29 protein-coding genes and 1 pseudogene are annotated in these 25020 nt (G+C 46.6%); 16 read left to right on the forward strand and 14 right to left on the reverse strand.

Annotated elements, in window-relative coordinates:
- Positions 1–208 precede the first annotated feature (208 nt).
- The 7 genes and pseudogenes from QUA54_RS03360 to QUA54_RS03390 all read left to right on the forward strand — a co-directional run.
- Positions 209–1066 (forward strand): annotated as a pseudogene (locus QUA54_RS03360) (RNA-guided endonuclease InsQ/TnpB family protein); the annotation flags it as partial.
- 1161 nt (positions 1067–2227) lie between these two features.
- Positions 2228–2746: a phycocyanin subunit beta gene (locus tag QUA54_RS03365; RefSeq protein ID WP_015175794.1), complete on the forward strand. Its 519-nt coding sequence runs from the start codon at positions 2228–2230 to the stop codon at positions 2744–2746.
- A gap of 102 nt (positions 2747–2848) precedes the next feature.
- The gene (cpcA, locus tag QUA54_RS03370; protein WP_172185445.1) at positions 2849–3337 is read left to right on the forward strand and encodes a phycocyanin subunit alpha; all 489 of its coding nucleotides are present in this window, start codon (positions 2849–2851) and stop codon (positions 3335–3337) included.
- Between the two features lie 148 nt (positions 3338–3485).
- Positions 3486–4301, forward strand: a complete 816-nt coding sequence (locus QUA54_RS03375; RefSeq protein WP_333189735.1) for a phycobilisome linker polypeptide — start codon at positions 3486–3488, stop codon at positions 4299–4301.
- 219 nt (positions 4302–4520) lie between these two features.
- A complete protein-coding gene (locus QUA54_RS03380) occupies positions 4521–5390 on the forward strand; it encodes a phycobilisome linker polypeptide (protein ID WP_333202056.1) in 870 nt (289 codons plus the stop codon).
- Between the two features lie 115 nt (positions 5391–5505).
- Positions 5506–5790, forward strand: coding sequence for a phycobilisome linker polypeptide (locus QUA54_RS03385; protein ID WP_333413260.1), 285 nt, complete (start codon positions 5506–5508; stop codon positions 5788–5790).
- Positions 5791–6057: 267 nt separating this feature from the next.
- Positions 6058–6897, forward strand: coding sequence for a HEAT repeat domain-containing protein (locus QUA54_RS03390; RefSeq protein ID WP_333413262.1), 840 nt, complete (start codon positions 6058–6060; stop codon positions 6895–6897).
- Positions 6898–6915: 18 nt separating this feature from the next.
- On the opposite strand, the gene QUA54_RS03395 is transcribed toward QUA54_RS03390, so the two are convergent.
- Entirely contained in the window at positions 6916–7086 is a 171-nt protein-coding gene (locus QUA54_RS03395) for a hypothetical protein (protein ID WP_333413263.1), read from the reverse strand.
- A gap of 18 nt (positions 7087–7104) precedes the next feature.
- On the opposite strand from QUA54_RS03395, the gene QUA54_RS03400 reads away from it, so the two are divergent.
- Positions 7105–7731, forward strand: coding sequence for a HEAT repeat domain-containing protein (locus QUA54_RS03400; RefSeq protein WP_333189741.1), 627 nt, complete (start codon positions 7105–7107; stop codon positions 7729–7731).
- Here the strand turns inward: QUA54_RS03400 and QUA54_RS03405 are convergent.
- Entirely contained in the window at positions 7720–8013 is a 294-nt protein-coding gene (locus QUA54_RS03405; protein WP_015175787.1) for a DUF2103 domain-containing protein, read from the reverse strand. The genes QUA54_RS03400 and QUA54_RS03405 overlap by 12 nt on opposite strands.
- 100 nt (positions 8014–8113) lie before the next feature.
- Positions 8114–8581: a response regulator gene (locus tag QUA54_RS03410; protein WP_333413266.1), complete on the reverse strand. Its 468-nt coding sequence runs from the start codon at positions 8579–8581 to the stop codon at positions 8114–8116.
- Positions 8582–9010: 429 nt separating this feature from the next.
- On the opposite strand from QUA54_RS03410, the gene QUA54_RS03415 reads away from it, so the two are divergent.
- Complete coding sequence (locus QUA54_RS03415; protein ID WP_172185429.1) at positions 9011–9337, forward strand: antibiotic biosynthesis monooxygenase; 327 nt, start codon at positions 9011–9013, stop codon at positions 9335–9337.
- Here QUA54_RS03415 and cas6 read toward each other — a convergent pair whose 3' ends face one another.
- Together cas6 and QUA54_RS03425 are read right to left on the reverse strand one after the other, a co-directional pair.
- Positions 9338–10219, reverse strand: a complete 882-nt coding sequence (cas6, locus tag QUA54_RS03420; RefSeq protein WP_333413268.1) for a CRISPR-associated endoribonuclease Cas6 — start codon at positions 10217–10219, stop codon at positions 9338–9340.
- 157 nt (positions 10220–10376) lie between these two features.
- Positions 10377–11459: a class I fructose-bisphosphate aldolase gene (locus QUA54_RS03425; RefSeq protein WP_333202041.1), complete on the reverse strand. Its 1083-nt coding sequence runs from the start codon at positions 11457–11459 to the stop codon at positions 10377–10379.
- Between the two features lie 224 nt (positions 11460–11683).
- Between QUA54_RS03425 and QUA54_RS03430 the strand changes: the two genes are divergently transcribed.
- From QUA54_RS03430 to QUA54_RS03445, 4 genes are all read left to right on the forward strand, one after another.
- Positions 11684–14320 carry a M1 family metallopeptidase gene (locus QUA54_RS03430; RefSeq protein ID WP_333413270.1) on the forward strand — a complete coding sequence of 879 codons (2637 nt, stop codon included), beginning with the start codon at positions 11684–11686 and terminating at the stop codon, positions 14318–14320.
- A 285-nt stretch (positions 14321–14605) separates the two neighbouring features.
- Positions 14606–15022 carry an NUDIX hydrolase gene (locus QUA54_RS03435; protein ID WP_333413272.1) on the forward strand — a complete coding sequence of 139 codons (417 nt, stop codon included), beginning with the start codon at positions 14606–14608 and terminating at the stop codon, positions 15020–15022.
- A gap of 124 nt (positions 15023–15146) precedes the next feature.
- Complete coding sequence (locus QUA54_RS03440; RefSeq protein WP_333413274.1) at positions 15147–15731, forward strand: hypothetical protein; 585 nt, start codon at positions 15147–15149, stop codon at positions 15729–15731.
- A complete protein-coding gene (locus QUA54_RS03445) occupies positions 15719–16066 on the forward strand; it encodes a hypothetical protein (protein WP_332957936.1) in 348 nt (115 codons plus the stop codon). Before QUA54_RS03440 ends, QUA54_RS03445 begins: the two co-directional genes overlap by 13 nt.
- A 5-nt stretch (positions 16067–16071) precedes the next feature.
- Here QUA54_RS03445 and QUA54_RS03450 read toward each other — a convergent pair whose 3' ends face one another.
- From QUA54_RS03450 to petC, 6 genes are all read right to left on the reverse strand, one after another.
- Positions 16072–16554 (reverse strand): hypothetical protein, encoded by a 483-nt coding sequence (locus QUA54_RS03450; RefSeq protein WP_333124331.1) that lies wholly within the window; start codon positions 16552–16554, stop codon positions 16072–16074.
- A gap of 51 nt (positions 16555–16605) precedes the next feature.
- Positions 16606–17733: an FAD-dependent oxidoreductase gene (locus QUA54_RS03455; protein WP_333413276.1), complete on the reverse strand. Its 1128-nt coding sequence runs from the start codon at positions 17731–17733 to the stop codon at positions 16606–16608.
- Positions 17734–17959: 226 nt separating this feature from the next.
- Positions 17960–18403, reverse strand: a complete 444-nt coding sequence (gene psbQ, locus QUA54_RS03460; RefSeq protein ID WP_333413278.1) for a photosystem II protein PsbQ — start codon at positions 18401–18403, stop codon at positions 17960–17962.
- 111 nt (positions 18404–18514) lie between these two features.
- Positions 18515–19366, reverse strand: coding sequence for an alpha/beta fold hydrolase (locus tag QUA54_RS03465; protein WP_333197473.1), 852 nt, complete (start codon positions 19364–19366; stop codon positions 18515–18517).
- Positions 19367–19471: 105 nt separating this feature from the next.
- Positions 19472–20461 carry a cytochrome f gene (gene petA, locus QUA54_RS03470; RefSeq protein WP_333197472.1) on the reverse strand — a complete coding sequence of 330 codons (990 nt, stop codon included), beginning with the start codon at positions 20459–20461 and terminating at the stop codon, positions 19472–19474.
- A gap of 159 nt (positions 20462–20620) precedes the next feature.
- Positions 20621–21163 carry a cytochrome b6-f complex iron-sulfur subunit gene (gene petC / locus QUA54_RS03475; protein ID WP_333189761.1) on the reverse strand — a complete coding sequence of 181 codons (543 nt, stop codon included), beginning with the start codon at positions 21161–21163 and terminating at the stop codon, positions 20621–20623.
- Positions 21164–21377: 214 nt separating this feature from the next.
- On the opposite strand from petC, the gene QUA54_RS03480 reads away from it, so the two are divergent.
- A complete protein-coding gene (locus tag QUA54_RS03480; RefSeq protein ID WP_333189762.1) occupies positions 21378–21695 on the forward strand; it encodes a DUF3067 family protein in 318 nt (105 codons plus the stop codon).
- Positions 21696–22106: 411 nt separating this feature from the next.
- Positions 22107–22415 carry a carbon dioxide-concentrating mechanism protein CcmK gene (locus QUA54_RS03485; protein WP_106149684.1) on the forward strand — a complete coding sequence of 103 codons (309 nt, stop codon included), beginning with the start codon at positions 22107–22109 and terminating at the stop codon, positions 22413–22415.
- Between the two features lie 196 nt (positions 22416–22611).
- Here the strand turns inward: QUA54_RS03485 and pip are convergent, their stop codons facing one another.
- The 3 genes from pip to QUA54_RS03500 form a co-directional block, all read right to left on the reverse strand.
- Complete coding sequence (gene pip, locus QUA54_RS03490; protein WP_333197470.1) at positions 22612–23559, reverse strand: prolyl aminopeptidase; 948 nt, start codon at positions 23557–23559, stop codon at positions 22612–22614.
- Positions 23560–23609: 50 nt separating this feature from the next.
- Positions 23610–24455: a twin-arginine translocase subunit TatC gene (gene tatC / locus QUA54_RS03495; RefSeq protein ID WP_333413281.1), complete on the reverse strand. Its 846-nt coding sequence runs from the start codon at positions 24453–24455 to the stop codon at positions 23610–23612.
- A gap of 137 nt (positions 24456–24592) precedes the next feature.
- Positions 24593–24742: a hypothetical protein gene (locus tag QUA54_RS03500; protein WP_333413283.1), complete on the reverse strand. Its 150-nt coding sequence runs from the start codon at positions 24740–24742 to the stop codon at positions 24593–24595.
- A 31-nt stretch (positions 24743–24773) separates the two neighbouring features.
- Between QUA54_RS03500 and QUA54_RS03505 the strand changes: the two genes are divergently transcribed.
- Positions 24774–24938 carry a hypothetical protein gene (locus QUA54_RS03505; RefSeq protein WP_333413285.1) on the forward strand — a complete coding sequence of 55 codons (165 nt, stop codon included), beginning with the start codon at positions 24774–24776 and terminating at the stop codon, positions 24936–24938.
- Positions 24939–25020: the final 82 nt, after the last annotated feature.

Genomic DNA, 25020 nt, shown 5'->3' on the forward strand with positions numbered 1-25020 from the left:
ATCGTGAATGTCACCAGCATCAGACCGTTCATGGTCAGGTGAGAGTCCGAACAGCGGGTTAAACCCGACTTACTAGGTGTCAGACTAGGAGCCGGATGCAGTGAAAGCTGCACGTCCGCGTTCTGAAGGAGAGGTGTCCTGTGGTAACACAGGCATCGACTCTAATTGTAGGAGAGGGTGGGAAGGCGACTTCCCACTCGACTTCAACAAGTTGTCGTTCGATAGAGGAACTATCACCTTCACTGATGGGTTTGAAGCAGGAAGCTTCAAGATGTGGGGAACTCGTGACCTGCACTTCTACCAGTTGAAGCAGATTAAGCGAGTGCGTGTTGTTCGTAGAGCTGATGGGTACTACGTTCAGTTTTGCCTTGACCAAGAACGGGTAGAGAAGAGAAAGCCAACGGGTAAGACTGTTGGACTTGATGTGGGATTGACTCACTTCTACACCGATTCGGACGGTCAGACAATCGAGAACCCCCGTCATCTGAGAAAGTCCGAGAAAGCGCTCAAGCGTCTTAGTCGTAAACTTTCTCGCACGACCAAAGAGTCGAAAAACAGAGCCAAAGCGAGAAATCGCCTGAGTCGAAAGCACCTCAAGGTAAGTAGGCAGCGTAAAGATTTTGCCGTGAAGTTAGCAAGATGCGTCATCCAGTCTAACGACTTGGTTGCCTATGAGGACTTGCAGGTGCGTAACACGGTTAGAAACAGAAAGCTGTCAAAGTCTATATCTGATGCTGCGTGGTCGGCTTTCCGTAAGTGGTTAGAATATTTTGGCAATGTGTTTGGTGTGGTAACGGTTGCGGTACCACCGCACTACACTTCTCAAAACTGCTCCAAATGTGGGGAAGTCATCAAGAAGTCTTTGAGTCAAAGAACACATCGCTGTCATCATTGTGGTTTTGTACTGTTACGAGACTGGAATGCGGCAATTAACATACTTGAGTTAGCACTCCGTACCGTGGGGCACACGGGAACGTTAAACGCCTCTGAAGACATCGACCTCTGCATTGGTGAGGTAACTCCTCAATGTAAGCCGAGTCGTGGAAAGAGGAAGCCCAAGAAGTGATTCTTGGAATCCCCGTGCGTTCACGCCGGGGAGGATGTCAATACTAAAAATTAGCAATTCCTTCGACTATTAAACAGAAAAGAAGCCGAGAGCAAGAGTGATTTTAGTCCGGGGATGCCAGCGTGCGCCGCAGGTCAAAACCTACCTGAAAAAAAACTTAATCAAACGCTCGTATCCGAACCCATCTATTCCCGTTGTTAACAGAAAAATGGCGCTGCGGTAACAAATCTCGCTCGCCTATGTTGGTTTTCTCACCCTCTACAATGCTCAGCTTGCCACACGCTTGCGTGGGACTATTCTGTGGGAAGCAGAACATATAACAGATAGATGAAGAAAGTTTTTTTGCAACCGCTGCGGGCACAGAGTAGATGCTTGGTCTTGGCTCAAGTCCAAGGACTCCCCATGATACAAGAGAATCTCCGCGTTATGAAAGACCGGGCCGGGTCTTTCAACTTGCAACCGCTGAGTTTGGTCACTAAATGCTGATATTTCCGGCAAAAGCTGAGGCTGTGGCGAGGGGGTTCACAATCTTTTGGATTTTGCCCACACCGAATTCTGCAGCCCTCCTGACATTGGGCAGAATTTTTGGTTTTTTCCCTATTCCCCCAGCCTTCTTTTACCAAAACTTTAATTTACTTAATACTTCTTAACAATTGGGCTTTTCCAGAGAAAGCCCACAAAGGCGATCGGGCCACGGGACGGTTCCGGGCGGTTCCACCCCCACTGCAGGGCGATAGAAGCAAACTCTTTGTTTAGAGGTACCCTCGCGCATCTACCCTCAGAAGGAGATTTGCCCGCAGTTGCCCCGGAGATGTTTACATTCTTAGAGAGATAAGTTTCTGTAATAATTTGTAATAAACAAAGGCGGGCGAGCGTTGTATAAAGATTATCAGAGGGTTGAAACGACAGGCCAAAGTTAACAAAACACTGATTGACAAGGTTTGTCGCATCTCATAAAAGATGTAAAAAATTCTAAGGTTTCTTAAACGTCCGTTACGATGTAACAATAGTGCAGGTAGCGGAAAGGGAGAACTCGATGGAAGCAGCAGATTAGCTGGCATCCAATTTCAACCCTTACAGGCACTCGTAGCCTGAACAAATTTAACTTAACGGTTTTATACCGCAACCAAACTCAATTAACTCAAGTAGGAGAGTTCTTTCATGTTTGACGCATTTACAAAAGTGGTTTCCCAATCTGACGCTCGGGGCGAATTTCTAGCTCAGGGTCAACTCGATGCTCTCAGCAGCATGGTTTCCGACGCCAACAAGCGGATTGACGCAGTAAACCGCATCACCGGCAGCGCATCCACCATCGTGGCCAATGCAGCTCGCACCTTGTTCGCCGAACAGCCTCAACTGATCGCTCCTGGTGGCAATGCGTACACCAACCGCCGCATGGCAGCTTGCTTGCGCGATATGGAAATCATCTTGCGCTACGTTACCTACGCAACATTTGCAGGCGACGCCAGCGTTTTGGACGACCGCTGCTTGAACGGTCTGCGCGAAACATACCAAGCTCTGGGAGTTCCAGGTGGCTCGGTTGCAGCCGGCGTGCAAAAAATGAAAGAAGCAGCAATCGCGATCGCTAACGACCCCAACGGCGTTACCCGTGGTGATTGCAGCTCGCTGATGTCTGAAATCGGCAGCTACTTCGACCGCGCTGCCAATGCAGTCGGCTAAAAATAGCCAAGCGAACATTTCTTGTAAAGAAGCGAGCATCGCATTTTTGCAAACAATCATTTTTGTACAAAAACAACACAACATTAGGGAGAAACCAGAACAATGAAAACCCCTTTGACTGAAGCAGTAACCGCAGCCGATTCTCAAGGCCGTTTCCTGAGCAGCACAGAACTGCAAGTCGCCTTCGGCCGTTTCCGCCAAGCAGCAGCAGGTTTGGAAGCAGCTAAAGCGTTGACCGCCAACTCTCAGCGCTTGATCGACGGTGCAGCTCAAGCTGTGTACAACAAATTCCCGTACACGCAACAAATGCAAGGCCCGAACTACGCTTCTACCCCAACCGGTAAAGCCAAGTGCGCTCGCGACATCGGCTACTACCTGCGGATGGTAACCTACTGCTTAGTTGCAGGCGGCACCGGTCCGATGGACGAGTACCTGATTGCAGGTGTTGACGAAATCAACCGGACATTTGAATTGTCTCCTAGCTGGTACGTTGAAGCTCTCAAGTACATCAAAGCCAACCACGGTCTGAGTGGCGACGCTGCAACTGAAGCGACTTCCTACATCGACTACGCAATCAACGCCCTGAGCTAGATTTGCGTGATGCCCGGGATTGTAAGCTGCTGTTAGCTTAAGTGTTAGCGGTTGTTTACAATTCCGGGCATCTGCGATCGAAGCCTAGTTTTGCAAATACTTTTTTAAGCAGTTTTCAGTTTTTAAACCAAAAAAGGGAGAAGCAAAGATGGCGGGATTAGGTGCAGCAGAACGGTTGGGAATAAAAGCATTTGAAGAAGCGGGACGGGTAGAACTGCGCCCCCACTGGACGCAAGACGATGCGAAAGCAGTAATTCGCGCTGCTTACAGCCAAGTTTTCGGCAACGAGTATTTAATGTCGAGCGAACGACTTACCAGTGCTGAATCTCTGCTGCTGCAAGGGCAGATTTCAGTTAAAGATTTTGTGCGGTCAATTGCACATTCCGAAACCTATCGGAAAAAGTTTTTTTATCCGAACTCGCAAACGCGGTTAATTGAGCTTAATTACAAGCATTTGTTGGGCCGCGCTCCTTACGACGAGTCGGAAATTGCTTTCCACGTTGATTTGTACAATGCAGAAGGCTACGAAGCTGAAATCAATTCTTACATTGACTCCGTTGAGTATCAAGAAAATTTTGGCGAAAGTGTAGTGCCTTACTATCGGGGTTTTGCGACTCAAAGAGGTCAAAAAACCGTCGGTTTTAACCGGATGTTTCAACTGTACCGGGGTTTTGCTTCTAGCGATCGATCGCAAAACCAAACCCAAGCCCGGCTGACTTGGGAAGTAGCGAGAAATATGGCTTCGCCGATATACACGGCCTCCACCGGAAAAGCCCTTGGCGGCACGTCCGGCGGTTCTCGCGACCAACTCTACCGAGTCACCGCAATGCAAGGTTCGGCTAATTTTTCGCCCCAAGTGCGGCGGACTACTACCGAATACCTCGTGCCTTACGAGCAACTTTCGGGCCGCTTGCAGCAAATCAACAAACGTGGCGGCAAAGTGGTAAGTATTACCACAGCTTAAAGTTTGTGTATTGACGTTTTTTTGAAACGTCTTTAGCAAATTAGGACTAAGGCTAAAAAATTCTTCAATTTTATGTGTATAGGTAAGGTGCGCAGTGCGCACCCTACTTTGAGCAGGCGCGCAGTGCGCGCCCTACTTTGAGACATATTAGCCTTAGTCCTAAAAATCTCAAGTGCAACAAAGCTTTAAACTTTTGTCATTAATTTAGGAGAAAATCTGGTGGCGATTACAACAGCAGCGTCCAGACTGGGAACATCCGCATTGAGCGATGCGCCGAAGGTAGAACTGCGTCCGAACTACACCAAAGACGACGTTGAAGCGGTGATTCGTGCCGTTTACCGTCAGGTGCTGGGCAACGACTATTTAATGAAATCCGAGCGACTTATAAGTTCCGAGTCTTTGCTGCGGGACGGCAGTTTGAGTGTACGAGAATTTGTACGCGCTGTAGCTAAGTCAGAACTGTACAAAACCAAGTTTTTCTACAACAGTTTCCAAACTCGGACGATCGAACTAAACTACAAACACTTGCTCGGTCGCGCTACCTACGACGAATCTGAAGTAATTGAGCACTTAGATTTGTACCAAACAAAAGGCTACGACGCTGATATTGATTCTTACATCGATTCAGTAGAGTATCAAGAAAACTTCGGCGAAAGTATCGTGCCTTACTACCGCGGCTTTAACACCCAGCGGGGGCAAAAAACCGTCGGTTTTACCCGGATGTTCCGGCTGTATCGCGGCTATGCAAACAGCGATACATCTCAACTAGAAGGCAATAACTCTCGCTTAGCTGTCGAACTCGGCACTAACACCGCTACGGCTGTAGTTGGGCCTTCTGGCGGTAACGAAGGTTGGGCATATCGGCCTTCTGCCAGAAACGTAACTCCCAGCAGCACTTTCGGCGGCGCGGCAGCTTACGGCAAAGAAGGGCGGCTGGTGCGCGTGGAAGTTTCGGGCATTCGCACGGGTGGCTATCCCAGCGTGCGCCGCAGCAGCAAAGCTTTCATCGTACCTGTTGAGGAGTTGTCCTCGCAAATGCAGAAATTTCAACGCATGGGCGCGAAAATCGCCAGCATTACTCCAATTTAGTCAGTTGGCAGTTGGCAGTTGGCAGTTGGCAGTTGGCAGTTACTAGCTTTTAGTCAACAGTCAACAGTCAACATTCAACAGTCAACAGTCAGAATTACCAATTACCAAAAAGCTTATGTTGGGTCAAATTGTAGCTGGAAAAAGTGGCAATACAGCTTCTGCTGGTCGCTGCTTTCGGTATGAAGTTGTGGGCTTGCGCCAAAGCGATGAAACAAATAATGTGGATTATTCGATTAGATCGAGCGCGAGTACATTTATCAACGTGCCTTACAATCGGATGAATCAAGAAATGCAGCGGATTACTCGCATGGGCGGGAAAATTGTCAGCATTCATCCTTGGAGTGCGGGTGCAGAATCATCGCATGAATCATCGCATGAATCATCGGGCGATGGTCAATAGTTTGGTTGCAGGGGCGATTAAAATCGCTCCTACACAAGCTAGAACGGGCGATTAAAATCGCTCCTACACAAGCTAGAACGGGCGATTGAAATCGCTGCTACACAAACAAAGTCCACTCTAAGCGGACTAAGAGTTAATGCAACCCGCGCAGGCGGGTTTTGTCTGTTTACTAGCGATTTTAATCGCCGAGTTTCCCCAACCCTTGCCTTGCAGGTTTTGTCTGTATAACAGCGATTTAATCGCCGAATAACTAATAACTAATAACTAATGACTATGGATTATTACGAATCCGACTCACCGCCGGCGGGTGTAGCTGAGGGCGAGTCTTTAACTGTGGAACAGGCGATCGCAAATTTGCACTCCCAAGATTACAGTCTCCGGTATTATGCTGCTTGGTGGATTGGCAGATTTCGAGTCAAGGAACCGGCAGCTATTGCAGCTTTAATTGCCGCATTGCAAGAAGAATCAGAACAAACAAAAATCGGCGACTATTCCCTATTGCGAAATGCGGCGCGGGCACTGGGTAAATTGGGCGACAAACAAGCCTTGCCGGCCCTGATTCGCTGTTTAGAATGCGCCGATTATTACGTGCGGGAAGCGGCGGCTCAAGCTCTAGAAATGCTGGGCGATCGCGATTCTATTGGGCCGCTAATCAAGCTATTGGATGGGAGCGTAGCTGTGGCCGTCCGAGTGCCAGGAAAATCGCACCTCGTGCAACCTTACGACTCGGTAATTGAAGCTTTGGGAACGCTGCAAGCGACAGAAGCAATACCGCTAATTTCACCTTTTTTAGAACATTCTGTGGAGCGGGTGCAGTACGCTGCGGCGCGGGCGATGTATCAGTTAACTGGTGAGCGGATTTACGGAGAGCGGTTGGTAAGCGCTTTGAATGGGGATAATTTGCAGTTGAGGCGATCGGCTTTGATGGACTTGGGGGCGATCGGCTATTTGCCCGGAGCGCAAGCTATTTCTGAAACTTTAGCAGAAAATAGCATGAAATTGATTGCGCTCAAAGGAGTTTTGGAGCATCACCTCAATCAACAAGCATCCCTATCTTTATCAGATGATGCTATCCGCGTTATGGATTTAATGGATAGTTTACTTTAAAAAAAATTAGTTCACAGCTCAAATAGGATTGCTGTAGCGATTCTCAATTGTCTGCCGTACATTCAGGAGACAGCACATTTCAGGAAACAGCAGTGCTGTTTCCCTACCTATTTTGATGAGAATGTTGGTGGGTGAGGGTGCAAAAAGTTCGATCGCGCGATCGACCCAACTTACAATTAAAATGGTCACGGTAAAGCTTACAAATAAATGGCATTAGAACTAATTCAGGCTGTCGAACAAGCAGATTCTTCCGAGGGCTTGTTAAACTCAGTCAAAGCACTAGCGGCGGCTTCCTCACAACAAGCAATTCCTACCTTAATTACAGTGCTCGGTTACAACAACCCAGGCGCTGCTGTTGCCGCCGTTGACGGGCTGATTCAACTCGGAGAAGCTGCGGTGCTGCCGCTTCTAGAACAGCTTGACGGCTACAATTACGGGGCGAGAGCTTGGGCTGTTCGGGCTTTGGCGGGAATTGGCGACCCCAGGGGTTTGGAGATTTTGCTCGATGCAGCGGCGAATGACTTTGCTTTGAGCGTGCGGCGGGCGGCGGCTAGGGGTTTGGGGACGATTTGTTGGGAACTGATGCCGGCAGAACAAATTGCAGATGCTCAACTTCGCGCGGTGAAAACGCTGCAGCAAGCGTCCCGAGACCCTGAATGGGTGGTTCGCTACGCAGCAGCGGGGGGTTTGCAAGCTTTGGCGGGTGCTGCGGCTGTTAAACCCGATTGGTTAGCGGAAGTTTCGGCGAGGCTTGAGGAAATCGCCCAAACCGATGAAACAGCTTCAGTTAGGGCTAGGGCTTTGCTTGCTAAGCAAAAATTGTCACTTGGCTAGGGTTTGGGCGATCGTCTCTTCCAAGTCCCCTTGACTGAGAGTGGTTAATATAAAGACTTCTTGTACGGTTTTGCCCTGTCTGGCGATGATTTTAAATCCCCCGCGGATCGGTACTGACACTCTTAATGTCATGCGGGGGATGTGTCCTTTAACTTTGTTGATGACGCCTGGAGTAACGGTTTGAATGCCCATTTTTAGGGTGAGGCGCTCTAAAATTGGTATCAAACCGGGAAGGTGGGTAGAGTGATTCCAAACTAGGCGGCCTTTGGGTTGTGCGTTCATAAATTTTTAACCAAATTCAACATACCCAGTCTAAGCCACCTCTGGCTGGAAGCAGTTTGAAATTCCCTCAACTTGTGTATCAATAACGTTACTGTGCGTGTTATTGCGAGCAAAGCCACGCAATCTCAAATCGAAATTTTTGATTCCAGCCCCGCAAGCTGAGATTTGATGGTGCAAAATTGTCCTGTATTTTTTGATGTTGTGGGTTGGTAATTGTCGGTTTTTCTAGTTGAGCGGCGATCGCCCCGAGTATTTTTGCGGCGCTGCAAGGTTTCTTGATATAGCCGTCTGCTTTGAGTTCTAGAACCCCTTCCATTTCTGAACCAGTCATAAAAATAAACGGAATGCTGGCGGTTGCAGGTTGCGATCGCAAAACCGCGAAAACTTCTAAACCGTCTACTTCGGGCATCATGACATCAGACAAAATTAAATCGGGAATTTGGGCAGCTAACTCGATACCGACTTCTCCGTTTTCGGCGCCGACAGCTTCAAAACCTCGCGATTTCAGAAGTTCTAATACGGTTTCTCGGATTAAGTCGTCGTCTTCTATGACTAATATTTTTTTCATTTGTTTTACTTTCCTCTTTACTTTGTTTATATTTGTATGTTATGATTCTGGCATTTGAGTATTAAGAACTTCAATAGGGTTATTGCAAAAATCCACTTTTTACGGGCTACTTTTTACTTCAAAGCCTGCGATCGCAACTACGCACGCTTATTCGATCTATCACCAGCTTTACCTTTTGTACTAGCGCTCGAAATCGCTCCGGCGTACCTAGCATTGTGAAGGCTTAAAATCTTGGTTTCAACAGTTTATTTAATAGAGATTGCAGCCGGCCAACTCAAAAAGCTTCTATTTGAGTTGCGATCGCAGCTACGTGTAATTAATAAATCCGCCGATGAGCTGAGCGCGAAACTACAAACTGTGAATTTCACAAATTTCTGGCGATCGGGTAAAATATACCTTGCTGTATCGCGATTTGTTGAGGAAAAGGATATGTCAGAATTTCTAGACTTTCTCAGACATCAGTTTGCTTACGTTGCCATTGGCGAATTTAAACCAGGAAAATTTAAAGAAGCAGAAGAACTTTTTGAAAAAGCTGTTGCAACTTATGCTACAGGTTTTAAGGGAGCATACCTGCTGCAATTGCCCAATACAGACAAAGGTATTGCCATCATTTTTTGGGAAAGCGTAGAAGAGATGGCCGCAAATCAAAGCCAAGCTTATCAGGAAATATTGAAACAGATGACGCCTTTGTTTGCCAAAATTCCAGACACTGATGTTTATGAAATCGTCAGCGAAATTCAGCCTAAAAGTAAATGATTAAAAATCCTGCAACCTGCGTGTCATTCCCATTCCCATCGGCGTCTTTCGCCCGACTCCGCTGTAAAGCGCAAAATCTGCTAAAGTGTTAATTTGCTTGATAGTAGTAGGAGCTAGATCTCCCATAATTCGGTAACTAATATCGCCGACGCAGCCAATAAATTTACTTCGAGAATCCGTACTAACTTCTGTTCGGATATCGAAGAAACTGGGGAAAATAGCTTCGGTGAAAGTAGGTTCGATCGCAATCCGGCTGTACTTGTTCCAGCGATTAACTAAACTGCCAAAAATACTCTCACGAGTGGGCATAGCACTATCGTACACACCTTGCCTAAAATTAGTAGGAGTGCAAAAAGTAAAAGCAATTTGGCGCTCAGTTTCCGAAGCTCTATCGAACAATTCGGCGTAAGTACAAAAGTTGACCCACGGCTGGTTTGATTGCGGTTCGCTCAAAATATTAGTAATGTATATATTTGTCGGGCCAAGATGCCAAGGGCGATCGAAATTGAGTTGCTGCCAAAGTTGAGTTAGGCGATCGAACAAACCGTCATCCAGCAGAGAAATTCGCCACCAAATCGGCGTATTTTCCTGAATAGCTTGCTTGTAATCCCACTGTACAGCCTGCGAAATTGTGCGGGAAGCAGGAGGCAAAACTCTCTTTTGTGGCTGCGGCGTGCGGCTTTTGCAAGCCTCTTTTCTGCTTACTTGAAAAGGGCTTAAAGTGAAAGCTTTTTCATGAGATTGATCGTGCAGGTACGCACTCAAATCGCTGTCTACAGCACTCACAAGGTTCAAAAATAAAGCGTGGAGATGCCGTCCCGTTAAAAACTGAGATGGAATTGGTGCAACTGGCAGCAGGTTTAAAACAACGCTGTGGGGCATTTTAAAATTAAATACTGTGTCTCTATATGTGTTCAGCTAGTATTAATATTACAGCTAAGTTGCAACTTATATTAAGGAATTTTAATCAGGTAAGGTGCGCGGTGCGCACCCTACGTTTAGGTTGTGATATTGAGGCAAATCTCTGCACTATGATTTTTTAGGCGATCGAGATTTCTGGCGACAAATAAACGTCTTGGATTGCGTTGAACAATTTTACACCTTCTTCAAAAGGACGCTGAAAAGTTTTGCGACCGGAAATTAAGCCGCAGCCACCAGCGCGTTTGTTGATTACCGCCGTGCGAATTGCTTCAGCAAAATCGCTTTTACCGGAAGCACCGCCGGAGTTAATTAAACCCATCCTTCCCGCATAACAGTTGAGCAATTGATACCGAGTTAGATCGATCGGGTGATCCGTTGTCAAATCCGAATAAACGCGCTTGTCGGTTTTGCCGTAACTGTGACCGCTAGCTTTAGCAACAGCTTCGTAACCGTTATTGCACTCGGGTAACTTCTGCTTGATAATATCAGCTTGAATTGTCACTCCTAAGTGATTTGCTTGCCCGGTCAAATCTGCTGCAACGTGATAATCTTTGTCTTGTTTAAAAATATCGTTGCGGAGGTAGCACCACAAAATTGTCGCCATTCCGTATTCGTGAGCGTGTGCAAAAGCTTGACTGACTTCTTGGATTTGCCGCGTCGATTCCGGGGAACCAAAATAAATTGTTGCTCCCACTGCAACTGCTCCTAAATTCCAAGCTTGCTCGACAGAAGCAAACATTATTTGGTCGTATTGATTGGGATAAGTCAGCAATTCGTTGTGATTGAGCTTGACAATAAAAGGGATTTTGTGCGCGTATTTGCGAGATACGCTTCCCAAAACTCCTAGCGTTGTCGCGACAGCATTGCAGCCTGCCGAAATTGCTAGTTTGATGATGTTTTCGCTGTCAAAATAGATGGGATTCGGTGCAAAAGAAGCGGCCGCCGAGTGTTCGATTCCTTGGTCTACCGGCAGGATAGATAAATAGCCGGTATTTGCCAAGCGTCCGCTAGAATAGAGTTGCTGAAGCGATCGCAAAACTTGGGGAGATCGATCGGTTTGAGCAAAAATGCGATCGACCCAATCCGGGCCCGGCAGGTGCAACAAATCTTTAGAAACTTTCGCTTGATGGGTGAGCAAGTCTTCGGCTTCGTCGCCCAGCCAAGATTCGAGCGAACTGGGAACTGATAGTGTAGCTGTCATGCAGATTTCCCTCTCTATTTCAATTGCAGGCTGATGATTGCAGACATTAGCCTTGCTGATATTGTAGCGAAAAAATCATATTTTCCATCCCGGCAACGATCGACCCAGTTTTTAACAAGTTAGCGACAACAGCAACTAGGACGCGCTACTCTATAATAAGCTGGCAATTCAGCCGGATCTGCGCTGCCAGCGATCGCCGATCGATTCACAACTTTGCCATCACAATGTCAAATACTTACTTTGATTCTGAAAACGGTCACAAATCCTTCGAGATGCCGGGTGCTCGACCGCATTACAATCCAGATCGCCCCGGTCAAGTAGAGCATATTTTCCTCGACTTAGTGCTGAATATTCCCAAACAAAGCTTTCGCGGCACTTGCAGCATCCGCATCAATCCAGTCCGCAGCGGCATTGACAAATTAACCTTAGATGCTGTAAACCTGAACATTGAATCGGTAAAAGTTGGCGAAACCAAGCAAAATTTCGACAGCGACGGCGAAGTGCTGCAAATTCAACTGCACGAACCAACAGAAGCTTACCAACCAATTACTATTGCGATCGAATACTGGGTCGAAAAACCCCAACGCGGTCTCTATTTCGTCGGTCCCGACAAAAATTATCCAGACAAACCAACACAAGTTTGGACTCAAGGCGAAGACGAAGATTCCCGCTTCTGGTTTCCCTGTTTCGACTATCCCGGACAGTTGGCAACTTCCGAAATTAGAGTGCAAGTTCCCAGACAATTTTTTGCCATCTCCAACGGGGAATTAATTAGCACAAAAAACGACGGCGACGATAAGATTTATCACTGGTCGCAAACCCAGGTACACCCGACGTATTTAATGACGTTAGCAGTCGGAGATTTCGCCGAAATCAAAGACGAATGGAACGGCAAACCAGTTAATTATTACGTTGAAAAAAGCCGCGAAGCAGACGCTAGGCGCAGCATGGGCAAAACGCCTCAAATGATTGAATTCTTCTCTGAAGCATTTGGCTATCCTTACCCTTTTCCCAAATACGCTCAAGTCTGCGTCGATGATTTCATCTTTGGCGGTATGGAAAATACTTCGACAACTTTGCTAACAGATAGGTGCTTGCTAGACGAACGCGCCACCCTCGACAATCGAGGTACTGAAAGCTTAGTCGCCCACGAATTAGCTCACCAGTGGTTCGGCGATTTAGTAGTAATTAAACATTGGTCTCACGCTTGGCTGAAAGAAGGCATGGCTTCTTATTCCGAGGTGCTGTGGACTGACAAAGAATATGGCAAAGAAGACGCGGCTTACTATATGTTAAATGAAGCCCGCAATTATTTAGCTGAAGATAGTTCCCGCTACCGCCGCCCGATCGTTACTCACGTTTACCGCGAAGCAATCGAGTTGTACGATCGCCATTTGTACGAAAAAGGCGCTTGCGTTTATCACATGATTCGCGCCGAGTTGGGCGACGAATTATTTTACAAAGCCATTCACACTTTTGTGCGGGATAACGCTCACAAAACTGTAGAAACGATCGATTTGCTGAGGGCGATAGAAAAGGCTACCGGTCGCAATCTCATGTTTTTGTTTGACCAGTACGTTTATCGCGGCGGTCATCCAGATTACAAAGTTGCTTATTCCTGGGATGGCGACAGCAAATTAGCAAAAGTGACTGTAACACAAACTCAGGTAAAAGACAGCAAAAATGGCAACGGGAACGGCAACAGCAAAGATCTATTCGATCTGAAAATTCCGATAGGCTTCGGTTACAAGCCGGAAAAAGAGGCATACGAGGACAGTTCTGCACCTTCAACCCCGAACCTAAAAACTTTTACAGTGCGAGTCTACGAACGCGAGCAAAGCTTCTATTTTTCCCTAGAAGAGAAGCCTGCATTTATCAGTTTTGATGTCGGGAATAAATACTTAAAAACAGTTGTTTTAGAATATGGAGTTGCGGAACTAAAAGCTCAGTTGCAATTCGATCCCGACCCGGTTTCTCGGATTTACGCTGCTCACGCTTTGGCGAAAAAGGGAGGACTGGAAGCGGTGAAAACGCTGTCAGAAGTTCTCAAGAAAGAGCCGTTCTGGGCTGTGCGGGCGGAAGTTGCCAGTGAGTTAGTAGAAATTAAACTTGACCAAGCTTTTGAAGGTTTAGTAACTGGTTTGAGAGATAAAGATGCTCGCGTTCGCCGTGCTGTGGTGGCGGCGCTGAGTAAAATCAAAACTCACGAAACTTATAAAGCGCTAAGATCGATCTTAGAAAAAGGCGACGCCAGCTATTACGTAGAAGCAGCCGCAGCGAGTGCTATTGGCGGAATATCAGCAGCTAACCCCGACGAAAAACCGACCGACGAACAGGTACTGAAAGAGCTAAAATTCGTGCTGAAAGAACGTCAGGGGTGGAATGAGATCGTGCGATCGGGTGCGATCGTCGGTTTGGCACAGATGAAAACTTCTGAAGATGCGCTGAATCTAATTTTGAAATACACTGCTGCGGGTACTCCGCAAGCTTTGCGCTTGGCTGCAATTCGCTCTTTGGGCACAATTTCGACTGGTCAAACGAAGGTCAATTTAGAACGGATTTTGCAGCGATTGGCAGAATTATCTAAAGAGACGTTTTTCTTGACTCAAGTCTCTGTAGTAGCGGGATTAGGACAAATGCAAACTCGCAAAGCAATTCGCATTTTGGGTTCTTTAGCTGACCAAACTCCCGACGGCCGCGTCCGCCGCATGGCTGATGAAGCTGTGCAAAGAGTGCAGAAAAATGCTGGTTCTGATGCAGCGGTAAAGCAGTTGCGGGAGGAATTAGACCAGGTGAAAAAGGAGAATCAAGATTTGAAGAGTCGGATGGAAAATTTGGAGGCTAAGGCGAAGAAAGATTAGACGTAAAACCGCATACCGGCGCAGCTAAAGGCAGATATTGTCGATCGGCTTTTATCTGCTTGTCGGTAGAGGATTGCGCCCGGTTATTATAATAATATTATTGTTCAGTGGGAGTGCAGGGGAATTTCCTATTTTCCACAGAGGGGAAAAGCCAACTATCTCTATTCTCGACTTTGTTGTCTCAACTGGGGAATTATTTAGAATCTGGAGGCGATTTTTATTTTTTAGTTGTAAACCTTTGATGAACTAGCAGCAGCTTTTGCACCCAGAAATATTGCAGAAATCATGAGTATAAGAACCGCTGTATTGGTAGAACAATCCGGGGTAATTCCCTATCGTATTGAAGACGGAGAAATTGAAGTAATGCTGATTACTTCTTCGGCTAGCAAGCGCTGGGTTATTCCCAAAGGATTAATTGAATCTGACATGACTCCCCAAGATTCCGCCGCCAAGGAAGCTTGGGAAGAAGCAGGTTTGTTGGGTAAAGTGTTCCCGGATTTGCTTGGAACTTACGAGTATCAAAAGTCCGGGTGTACTTGGCTGGTAGGGGTATTTTTAATGCAAGTGCAAGCAGTTCTGGAAATTTGGCCGGAAGCTAGCAAGAGAAAGCGGCAGTGGGTAAGTATTCCTAAAGCAATTAAGCGGGTTAATGAACCGGAACTAAAACTCATTTTGGCGGATTTGTCGAATAGGTTCTGGTGAAGATTCGCTCGGTAAGGGCGGGTTTACCAATACTTTGGTTTTCAACCATAAATTCGGGTGAACCCGCTCAAAGAACAAAATGACTGAAGACTATATGCTGTAAGATTCTGGAGATGCGATCGCCATGCCATCTCCTGTGATGACCAACCTTAACCCGATTAAAATTCTCTCCCTCAATGACCTGCGCGACAACAAGCCCGAACGTCCAGGCTGGTCACTTACCTTCGGAGCCATCTGTGCAGATGCCGCCGCCGTTTGCCTCGACGATGGAGGACACTCTATCCCTGTGAAGCTGACAATCGAGGGGATTCAACCCTGTGAAATCCAAATTCAATGGGATGCGATCGATGATACCATCCGTCGCTTCAATGCCGATCGGGAAGTTGCCACTGAATATGGAGCCTACGGTATCGCAGCGTTGATCCTGCCTCACCTCACTGGACTCACCATCATCGAACGCTCTGTCAAAGGTAAAGGGTTAGGTTTTGACTTTTGGCTTGGTTCGCTCGAAGATCCAGGCACGCTATTTCAGCGTAAAGCCCGCTTAGAAGTCTCCGGGATTCGTAAAGGTTCTGACAGCATTATTCAAGCCAGAGTTAACATAAAATTAGAACAAATCCGCCCTTCAGATGACGTAGCTCCTGGCTATGTATCTGTAATTGAGTTCGGTACTCCCAAAGCACGGATCGTCAAAAAATGCAGACCGTAGAAGCCCTTCACCACGAAGCAATGGAACTGGTCGATAGAGCTGTTCTGGCCCGTCAGTGCGGTGATATCGACCAAGTGACTGCACTCACCAGAGCCGCCTTTGCGAAAGAACGGGCGGCAGCGGATTTAGTAGCAAACGAATGGGATTTTGAGCCTACTCGTTCTATACTGCATCGGAGCGCCGCCGTACTTGCCATTGAGTGTGCCCAACTCCGGGAAGCAGAACGGCTGATTGGACGCGCCCTCGCAGGCAACCCTCCCACGGACATTGCGGATGAACTGCGTGACCTGCTTATAGAAGAAATTTACTCGCAGCGCCAAGCGATTGGAGCTTAATTTATTTAAGCGTTAGCTGACAGAAAAGGAATGCTTTCGGCTAAGTTATCCTTAACTTCAATTCCCTGTTTTCTAGCCCAAAACTGGCTCAAAAAATGAATTTGCCGCAAGCCGACAACTAAATTTAAACCGGGTACAAAAATCCACCAAACTGTTAGCGGTTCTTTGATTCCTTCTTGGCGGTACAATTCGTTAACTGTGTTGTAAAGTTTGAACTGCACGATGTAAATCCAAGCAATACCGAGCAAGGAAAACCAACCAAACCATCCGGGAACGTCAGGATCGAATATCCGCAAAGCCTGGGGAACGGCTACTCCTAAAACAAAGGGCAGCAAGCAAAGGGTTCCCGACCAACCGCTGCCGTTATAGCGACGCAATTCTTCTTGAATAATCCATTTGTACCATCCGTAATATAGCAGCAAGCTGACGGCAGACAGCAAAATTACTCGCCACAAAGACCGGGGTTTACCTAAAGGTTTGTCGGACATTTTTTGATGTAAGATATGAATCGCTATCTTGATTGTATTAACATTTGTTAATTATTGCAAAATCATTTCTCGAATCGATCGCGCTGTTGCAGGGGCCAGCAGAACACCGTTGCGATAGTGGCCGCTGGCGATGAAAACGCGATCGTTACCGGGAAGCGTCTCGATAATTGGTGCCGGCCGCCCTTCCGGCCGCGGGCGCAATCCCGACCATTTCCTGATGATTTCAGCTTCTGCTAAGCCCGGACAAAGTGCGATCGCCCTCGCCATCACTTGCCCCAACATATCAGCATTCGCCTGAATTTCCCCGCCATTTTCTGAAAACTCAACTGTCGCCCCCACCCAATATTCCTGATTATCCAAAGGCACAATGTGAACGTCATCGCACGTAATTACCGGGCTAAAATCTGGGTTTCCTAAAGGATTGGGCGATCGCAAATGCAGCGCTTGTCCTAACACCGGGCGAATGTCCACCAACTGATTTAACGATGCAGTCACAGCAGCAGAACCCAAACCAGCGCACACAATTAGTCGATCGAAATTTTCAATAACAGGCAAGATGCCTGTTCCACTAGACATATTGACAGTAATGGAAGATGGGAGTTGAATCTGAGACACCTGAGAATTCAACTGAGTAATTCCTTCAACTTCCACCCCAAATTCAAAAGTCGCCCCATTTCGTTCAGCAGCATCAACCAAAGCCAAAGTTAGCGCCGTCGGATCGACTTGCCGGTCTTGAGGCGAATAAATCGCAGCAATAATGCGATCGTTTAAGTAGAGATGAGGGCAGCGATCGCGCACTCGTTCCACATCCCAAATTTCTAATTTCCAACCTTGAGACTCGCGAGTTGCTATCAATTTTTCCCACTTACTTAAATCCTCTCCCTCCGAACAAAGCATTAAAATTCCTTGTTTGTTAAAAGGAATTTTTCGCCCCGTAACTGCTTCCAATTCAGGAATCAAAGTTTCGTACCGCTGAAGGCTGGTTTCCCTCAACTGCCAATTTCTGCCCTTAGTTTTGTGGCTGATAACTCCCATCAAAACACCGAGGGCAGCGCCAGTAGAACCTTGTGCCGGCGGCTGTTTGTCGAACACAGTAACTTTCAGTTCGGGAAATTGACTTAGTTCAAAGGCGATCGAAGCCCCAACAATACCGCAACCAATAATTGCAACACGAATCATTCAATTTTAGATTTTAGATTTTAGATTTTAGATTTTATAGAAGTTTTTCGTAGTTTTTCGTAGGGTGTACACGGAACACATTATCTTGTCAATACTCCGTGCGCACGGAGTACCCTACTAAAGATTAGTAGGGTGCGCACGGATCAAATTATCTCGCTGATCCGTGCGCACCCTACCTTGGTGCATTATCTTGGCGATCCGTGCGCACCCTACAAACCCAAAGTTATTAGGCTTTAGGAATTAGCTGTAAGAAGGTATCGAAATCATTCACGGCTTTTCGATAACTAGCCGTGATTTTCGCATAGTCAGCCGCTTTAGCAGCGTTGTCAATCTCTACCAAATCAGCAAACAAACTTTTAGTCAAATCAACAGCTTGTTCTTGAGCTTTCGGCAACAAACTACCAGACACGGTTCTCATGGCGCTGCGCAATTCGCCGAGAGGCCCGTGAATGTAAGTTCTGGTATCAACCCAATTTCGGTTTTGAATTAGGGTTCCCAATTTGTCCATGCGCGATCGCAACTCTGTCAGGGTAGGAACAGAGCGCTGAATTTGCTGGATTTGGGCTGCTGTGTAAGTCGTTGGAACTTTTGCTTCGACACTACTGCAACTAACCAGAAATGCCATCAAAAACGCCATCATCAAGGCAAAAATTGAACGGGGACGAGTCATATCGATTTTAGATTTTAGATTTTAGATTTCTAGTTCTCAGGCTCTGCCTGGGAATGCAGCTCGGCGAGGAGCTGGTTCACTGACCTAGCACCGAGAGTTATGTACAAAATATTATTTTACCTCCTGGCGGCGCAGAAAAGTTATCAGAGCATCGCCAACTTTTTCTGACCAATGTTCTTGAGGATAATGCCCCGCTTGTTCCAGTGTGACTAACTCTGCATTTTGCAGGGAACCGACTAGCTTTTGAGCTGGTTCAACACTCAGCCAAGGGTCTGTCAAACCCCACACAAATAAAGTTGGTCTAGTCCAGGCTTTCAAGCCGGATTCAATTTCTGCCATTGACTGCGGCAATTGAATATTGCGGACTGTATTCATGAGCGATCGACCGGCATCCGAACTCTTCAAAAACGGGCGGCGGTAAACATCTAAATCTTTGTCTGATATCGTCTGGCGGCTGCCGCCTTCGAGAGTTCTGTCAACCAAAAGCGGGTCTTGCGTCATCATGTCGCCAATAAAAGGCAGTCCCAACTGCTGCATTTTCCAAGGCAACTTGATATCTGCTGAAACTGGTGTATTGATGATAGCTAAACGCTCAATTTTATCGGGATTTCGCAAAGCGTATTGAATGCCTGCTGAAGCTAAAAATCCTTGGACAACGAGGTAAAATCTGTCTAATTCTAGAGTTTGAATAAAGCCAGCGAGGGCGTCAACAAAAGCATCGGGAGTATAGGCAAAGTCGCGCTTGTCTGGTTTTGTCGATCGCCCGTAGCCCACCCAATCTGGGGCGATCGATCTAAATCCCTGGGCAGCCAAATCCGGCATTATTACAGTCCAGGTAAAACTCTGGGACGGCAAACCGTGCAGCAGCAGTACGGGTAATTTACCAGTTTCGTTAACCGGATTTGTTTCCCGATAAAACCATTGCAGCGGGCCTACTTCAACTATTTTCTCATCAATTGACATTATTTTACTTGTTATTTATTAAACAATAAGGCGGGGAATACCCGCCCTACTTACATAATAGTTGGGTGTGCACAGAGTACCTTACCCAACTAATTACAGCCGCACTTAGAAATTCATTTCAGCAGCTTGAACTTTTTCGACCTGTTTCTTCTTGAGAACCAGCATAATTTGAGCCAGCATGGTCAAAGCCACGAAAGCCATCAATCCTTTAACTCGATCGGCACTTTGCAGCACAATCTCCACGTCTTTTTGACCGAAGCCGCCCACATTAGGATTGCTCGTCAAAAGTTCGCCTGCTGCAACTGTTTGTCCTTCGGTAACAATCAGTTCTGGGCCTGCGGGAATCGTATCAACAACGGCTGCACCTTCGGCAGGTTGAATTGTCACTTGATAACCGCCATCTTCAGGTTGAGCAATCTTAGAAATGGTGCCAGCTACCGAAGCATTATAAACACTATTATTGCTCTTTTCGCCAGTAGGATAAACCTGACCGCGACCGCGGTTGCCTCCGACATAAATTTGGTATTTGCCGTAGTGAACCGACTTGTCAGTTTCCGGATTCGGCGACAAAACGGGGAATACCAATTCTTTGTACTGTTCTCCCGGCACCGGGCCCACTAAAACAATATTTTCTTGGGTTTCGCTGTAAGGTTGGAAGTAAAGATCGCCGACTTTTTCCTTCATTTCTTCGGGAATTCTGTCAGCGGGAGCAATCTTGAAACCTTCGGGCAACATCACAACTGCGCCGATATTCAAGCCGCCTTTGGTGCCGTCGCCGACAACTTGTTGAACGTTAGTATCGTAGGGAACCTTGACAATAGCTTCAAACACTGTGTCAGGCAAAACAGATTGCGGCACTTCAACTTCAGTCACTTTTGCACCGAGGTGACAGTTAGCGCAAACAATGCGGCCTGTTGCTTCGCGGGGAGTAGCGGGTGCGGTTTGCTGGGCCCAGAATGGGTAAGCAAATGCTGCTTGGGGAAGCGCGATGTCGCTGGTGAGGAAAAATCCTGCTGCTGCGATCGCAATTAAGGCTGTTTTCGCGATCGTCCTGGCACTGCGGCGAAATATCGCAGATAAATTAGTTTGTGGCATCAGAGTATTCAATCTCAAAGGTCAGACAATGCGTGAATTTTAGATTTGGAATTTGGAATTTTGGATTTTGGATGATTAGACTGTTTTAGGGATGCAATTATCTGTAATTTTCACCGCCGATCCCCAATCTAAAATCTAAAATCTAAAATCCAAAATCATTTAAGACCACCAAGGTGCTTCGCCGGTGCGGAAATCAGTTTCTTTCCAAGGGGTAAAAGCGATCTTGTCATCTGCGACAGTGGCGTGGGCCAGGGCCAGAGACAAAGGCGCTGGGCCGCGCACCACTTTGCCCTCATTGTTGTATTGAGAACCGTGGCAAGGACAGATAAACTTGTTTTCGCTAACATTCCAAGGCACGACGCAACCCAAGTGAGTGCAAACTGCATTGATGCCGTAGTCGGCGAGAGATTGGTCATTTTCCACCACAAGATAAGTGGGGTCGCCTTTGAGACCTTGGGCTAAAGTGCGATCGCCCGCAGGGTGCGAAGCCAAATATTCGCTAACGAGGATGTCGTTGCCCAAGGCATCTTTAGCTGTCACTCCGCCGCCAACTGCCCCACTCGACGGAGGAACAAAATATTGGACAACGGGATAGAGTGCGCCCAGTGCAACACCTGTGACTGTACCGAACGTCAGCAAATTCATAAATTGGCGACGCCCCATATCGGGGACATCGGGATTTCCAGCAGAAGATTGAGCCATGACCTGCCTTTACGGTTTTAAGTTACGTTTGTTTGTTAGCTGTTAGCGAACCTGTACGTGCAGAGGAAGGAGGATAATTGCCGTTAATCTGCTCGCACAAATTTTAGGCCGCGAAAATTCCTTTTAAGAATGCGCCTTCCAGCCTTTATTAGAGTATTATTACATTTTTTGAACTTTGTCTTTTATTGTTTAATGGATTAACTCAGGAGCAACCATGACGGGCAAGGATTTACACCAGCTACTGCTAGAAAAATGGGGAAAGTCTTACGATATCAGATTGCGGCGGACGCGGGGCAAGATTTTTGTGCAAGTTATGTGGAAATATCTAGAACAGGCATCTTTTCCGATGACGGAGGCTGATTATTTCGAGCATTTGGATGCGGTGGCCAATTACCTCAACGGCTGGGGCAGCACGGCACAGGTGAGAGAATTTATCGTAACTACTCGCGATCGCCCGCGCTTGGGCAAAGCTGTCAGCGTTCCCCTAGATTTGGGTGAAAGAGCCTCGGAGTGGTTGCTAGACGAGTTTTGAATCACTCAGTCGATTTTAGATTTTAGATTTTAGATTTTAGATTGACTCCACAGCCGGGATCTGAGGGAGTTGCCTAAAGTTTTGTGTCGCGCCGCGGCTGGATTAGTTGAGTCCAAAGTCCCGAAAATCGATCTGCGAGCTTGTCATACGACTTGCCGCTGGTGAGAAACTAAGATGTCGCGCATCTAATTTGCACAGGTGTTTTGATTCAAAGTCTTGTGTGGCAGGCTTTGCTGCGCGCCCCCTGCTGTGGGATTTAAATGCCGCAACAGCTTGTGGGGCTTTTTAGGGGCTTTTTTAATTTTGGGCGATCGTCCTTCATTCTTACCAAAATCATCCGAACCAATTTCTGTCAACAATTTCACATACAATGAGTGTCAGATATGTTGTGAAATTTAGGAGAATGTTGTAATGGGTGTTGCAGTTGGAATGGTTGAAGTCTTAGGATTTCCCGCTGCCGTAGAAGTTGCAGACTCAATGGTGAAAGCAGCCCGAGTTACTTTAGTTCGCTATGAAAAGATAACCCGCGCTTACTGGACAATTATAGTTCGAGGAGATATCTCTGAAGTCCAAGCAGCCGTTGCTGCTGGAATTGAATCAGTTAAAAAGGTCGATGGCGGAAAGTTGCTATCGTATCACATAATTGCTCGTCCCCACGAGAATCTCGATTACATTTTGCCGATCGGCTATACTCCCGAAGTAGAACAGTTCCGAATGTAGTCAAAGTTTTGATCAAACTTTGGTGTTGAATTTTAACTTTTAGTAATTATAGAGGCGCGGGCGATCGCGTCTCTATATTTTTGATCGACCTTAAAATTGAGCGATCGCCCAATACTCAGCAAGAAATTACCATCACGCCGAAAATATTTATAGGACTAATTTTAAATTAGCAATTAACCATTAGCAATTTGGATGACTACCAGTCTGCGAACTTATCTGTTGCCTCCATTAAACAGGTGCGAATTCCCGGTTCGCTCATCGAATGTCCGGCATCGGCAACTACAATGAACTCAGCTTCAGGCCAAGCACGATGCAGTTCCCACGCCGACATCATCGGGCAAACAACATCATATCTTCCCTGAACGATAACCGCCGGAATCTTGCGGATGCGATCTATATTTAAAAGCAATTTATCTTCTGGATCGATAAATCCCTTATTGATAAAATAATGGCACTCAATTCTGGCAAACGCCTCCGCGAAAGCATCAATTCCAAACCTTTGCTTTAAATCTAAATCTGGAAATAATCTACTCGTACTCCCTTCCCAAATTGACCAAGCACGAGCCGCTTCTAATCTAATTTGATCGTCTGGACTCGTCAAGCGTTGGTAATAAGCTGTTAGCAGATCATCCCTTTCATTTATGGGGATAGGTTTAACATATTCCTCCCAAGCATCCGGGAAAATATAACTTGCTCCTTCTTGATAAAACCAGCGAATTTCTTTTTGTCTCAACATAAAAATGCCCCGCAAGATTAAACCCTTGCAACGGTCGGGATGGGTTTGACTGTAAGCTAAAGATAGAGTGCTTCCCCAACTACCACCAAAAACAACCCATTGATGAATATTTAAATATTCTCGAAGTTTCTCAATATCGTTGACTAAATCCCAAGTGGTATTTTCTTGCAATTCTGCATGAGGTTTACTTTGACCGCATCCGCGTTGATCAAACATCACCAAACGCCACTTTTCCGGGTCAAAATATTGTCGATAAAAAGGCGGACATCCACCTCCTGGTCCCCCGTGTAGCAATACAATAGGTTTTCCCTCTGGGTTACCAGATTCTTCAAAATGAATGGTATGGAGGTCAGAAACTTTGAGTTCTCCTTCGTTATAAGGGTGTCTAGGCGGGTAAAGTTCTCGCATTTTTTCAAGGATTTATAACTCGATCGTGTTTATTTTACATCATTAAGAAATCACCGTCCTAAAAGCTTTACCAAACCAACCCCGCCAAAATACAAGCCGAGCACCGCACCTCCTAAAAGACTTTGCGTTAAAGGGTCAGTAGAAGGCGTTAAAACTGCTCCCAAAACGGCCGCTCCCAAGACTACATACCGCCAGCCGGAGAGCATTTGGTTGGAAGAAACTATGCCCAAAACGCCGAGCAATACTTGGACGATCGGGATTTGAAAAGCTAAGCCGGTGCTGAACATTAACAGCAGCACAAATTTAAAGTATTTGTCGATCGACCACAACTGCTCTACAACATCCGCCCCATAAGTAACAAAGAAGTTAAGCGCCGCCGGAATCAGAGCGATGTAAGCAAATACTAATCCGCCCACAAATAGGAAACTCGAACCGAAAAACACAGGCCCGAGCAACCTGCGTTCTTTGCGAGTCAAGCCGGGGAGAACAAACAGCGCTATCTGGTAAAAAATAAACGGACTGGCGAGGAGCAAACCGCTGTATCCGGCTACTTCGATAGAAACAAAGAAATACTCGCCGGGAGCTAGTTGCAGAAACTTGACGGGCCCGGCCGGTACTTCTAGCAGTTGCACGATGGGTTTAACTGTAAAAAAGCAACCAATTACAGCGATTGCTACTGCAATTAGCGAGTAGAAAAGTCGCTGCCGCAATTCTTCTAAATGGTCGAACAAAGACATCTCAACTTCGTCGGGAAGTTCGTCGAGAAATTCGTTTTCTAAGTTGCGGGAACCCATCGCACCGCCTGCGATTGGTGCAATGCTGTTTTCCGGGCTAATTGCTTCGAGATTGTTGTCGGAACCTTGTTCGGATGTCTCCAAGTTTGAGGGAACAGTCATAGGAATTTTTGATTTTATTTAGGTTTTAGGTTTATTAGTCACGGACGCAGGTGGATTCAAAAACCAGGTTTATGGGTGAATTTACCTCGCTCACAACGAAGATTTTGCCTAGAAACCGGGTTTTTTGGGCAAGCGTCCTATTTATGCAAACTGCGGGCGATCGCTCTTTTACTGTAACTCCAACCGCGCATTTTTTGGTGGACTTTTGCCACGTACCGCATATAGTCATCGGGCTGGGATTCTGACACTGCTTTGAGAATGCAGGTTTGCGATCGCTCTTGTGTCATTTTCCGCTTCCCAGTACAATCCTAAGTATCAGTGGCTGTAGAAACTGTCGGGCTTGCCTTCTTTTTTCCCTGCCGCTATAACACGGTCTGGCTTGCAGTTTCCGGCAAAAACTTCCTAAACTTGCCGTATCACCAATCAGGCGTCATTTTTAACGGCAAGCACGGTTTCCTCTACGTCTTTACCGTTGAATGTTAAGTCGATTTCAAACTGTTTTTATCCCTCGGGAAATATGGCGACGTAGTAGGAAAGTCCGTGCTGCCACAGCTAAGGTATAATG

This window comes from Microcoleus sp. MOSTC5 (assembly GCF_036701825.1).
Taxonomy (GTDB): domain Bacteria; phylum Cyanobacteriota; class Cyanobacteriia; order Cyanobacteriales; family Microcoleaceae; genus Microcoleus; species Microcoleus asticus.

Coding starts and splice junctions, on each gene's coding strand:
- QUA54_RS03365 (WP_015175794.1), top strand. CDS start 2,228: ATGTTTGACGCATTTACAAAAGTGGTTTCCCAATCTGACGCTCGGGGC.
- cpcA (WP_172185445.1), top strand. CDS start 2,849: ATGAAAACCCCTTTGACTGAAGCAGTAACCGCAGCCGATTCTCAAGGC.
- QUA54_RS03375 (WP_333189735.1), top strand. CDS start 3,486: ATGGCGGGATTAGGTGCAGCAGAACGGTTGGGAATAAAAGCATTTGAA.
- QUA54_RS03385 (WP_333413260.1), top strand. CDS start 5,506: ATGTTGGGTCAAATTGTAGCTGGAAAAAGTGGCAATACAGCTTCTGCT.
- QUA54_RS03390 (WP_333413262.1), top strand. CDS start 6,058: ATGACTATGGATTATTACGAATCCGACTCACCGCCGGCGGGTGTAGCT.
- QUA54_RS03400 (WP_333189741.1), top strand. CDS start 7,105: ATGGCATTAGAACTAATTCAGGCTGTCGAACAAGCAGATTCTTCCGAG.
- QUA54_RS03405 (WP_015175787.1), bottom strand. CDS start 8,013: ATGAACGCACAACCCAAAGGCCGCCTAGTTTGGAATCACTCTACCCAC.
- QUA54_RS03410 (WP_333413266.1), bottom strand. CDS start 8,581: ATGAAAAAAATATTAGTCATAGAAGACGACGACTTAATCCGAGAAACC.
- QUA54_RS03415 (WP_172185429.1), top strand. CDS start 9,011: ATGTCAGAATTTCTAGACTTTCTCAGACATCAGTTTGCTTACGTTGCC.
- cas6 (WP_333413268.1), bottom strand. CDS start 10,219: ATGCCCCACAGCGTTGTTTTAAACCTGCTGCCAGTTGCACCAATTCCA.
- QUA54_RS03425 (WP_333202041.1), bottom strand. CDS start 11,459: ATGACAGCTACACTATCAGTTCCCAGTTCGCTCGAATCTTGGCTGGGC.
- QUA54_RS03430 (WP_333413270.1), top strand. CDS start 11,684: ATGTCAAATACTTACTTTGATTCTGAAAACGGTCACAAATCCTTCGAG.
- QUA54_RS03435 (WP_333413272.1), top strand. CDS start 14,606: ATGAGTATAAGAACCGCTGTATTGGTAGAACAATCCGGGGTAATTCCC.
- QUA54_RS03440 (WP_333413274.1), top strand. CDS start 15,147: ATGCCATCTCCTGTGATGACCAACCTTAACCCGATTAAAATTCTCTCC.
- QUA54_RS03445 (WP_332957936.1), top strand. CDS start 15,719: ATGCAGACCGTAGAAGCCCTTCACCACGAAGCAATGGAACTGGTCGAT.
- QUA54_RS03450 (WP_333124331.1), bottom strand. CDS start 16,554: ATGTCCGACAAACCTTTAGGTAAACCCCGGTCTTTGTGGCGAGTAATT.
- QUA54_RS03455 (WP_333413276.1), bottom strand. CDS start 17,733: ATGATTCGTGTTGCAATTATTGGTTGCGGTATTGTTGGGGCTTCGATC.
- psbQ (WP_333413278.1), bottom strand. CDS start 18,403: ATGACTCGTCCCCGTTCAATTTTTGCCTTGATGATGGCGTTTTTGATG.
- QUA54_RS03465 (WP_333197473.1), bottom strand. CDS start 19,366: ATGTCAATTGATGAGAAAATAGTTGAAGTAGGCCCGCTGCAATGGTTT.
- petA (WP_333197472.1), bottom strand. CDS start 20,461: ATGCCACAAACTAATTTATCTGCGATATTTCGCCGCAGTGCCAGGACG.
- petC (WP_333189761.1), bottom strand. CDS start 21,163: ATGGCTCAATCTTCTGCTGGAAATCCCGATGTCCCCGATATGGGGCGT.
- QUA54_RS03480 (WP_333189762.1), top strand. CDS start 21,378: ATGACGGGCAAGGATTTACACCAGCTACTGCTAGAAAAATGGGGAAAG.
- QUA54_RS03485 (WP_106149684.1), top strand. CDS start 22,107: ATGGGTGTTGCAGTTGGAATGGTTGAAGTCTTAGGATTTCCCGCTGCC.
- pip (WP_333197470.1), bottom strand. CDS start 23,559: ATGCGAGAACTTTACCCGCCTAGACACCCTTATAACGAAGGAGAACTC.
- tatC (WP_333413281.1), bottom strand. CDS start 24,455: ATGACTGTTCCCTCAAACTTGGAGACATCCGAACAAGGTTCCGACAAC.
- QUA54_RS03500 (WP_333413283.1), bottom strand. CDS start 24,742: ATGACACAAGAGCGATCGCAAACCTGCATTCTCAAAGCAGTGTCAGAA.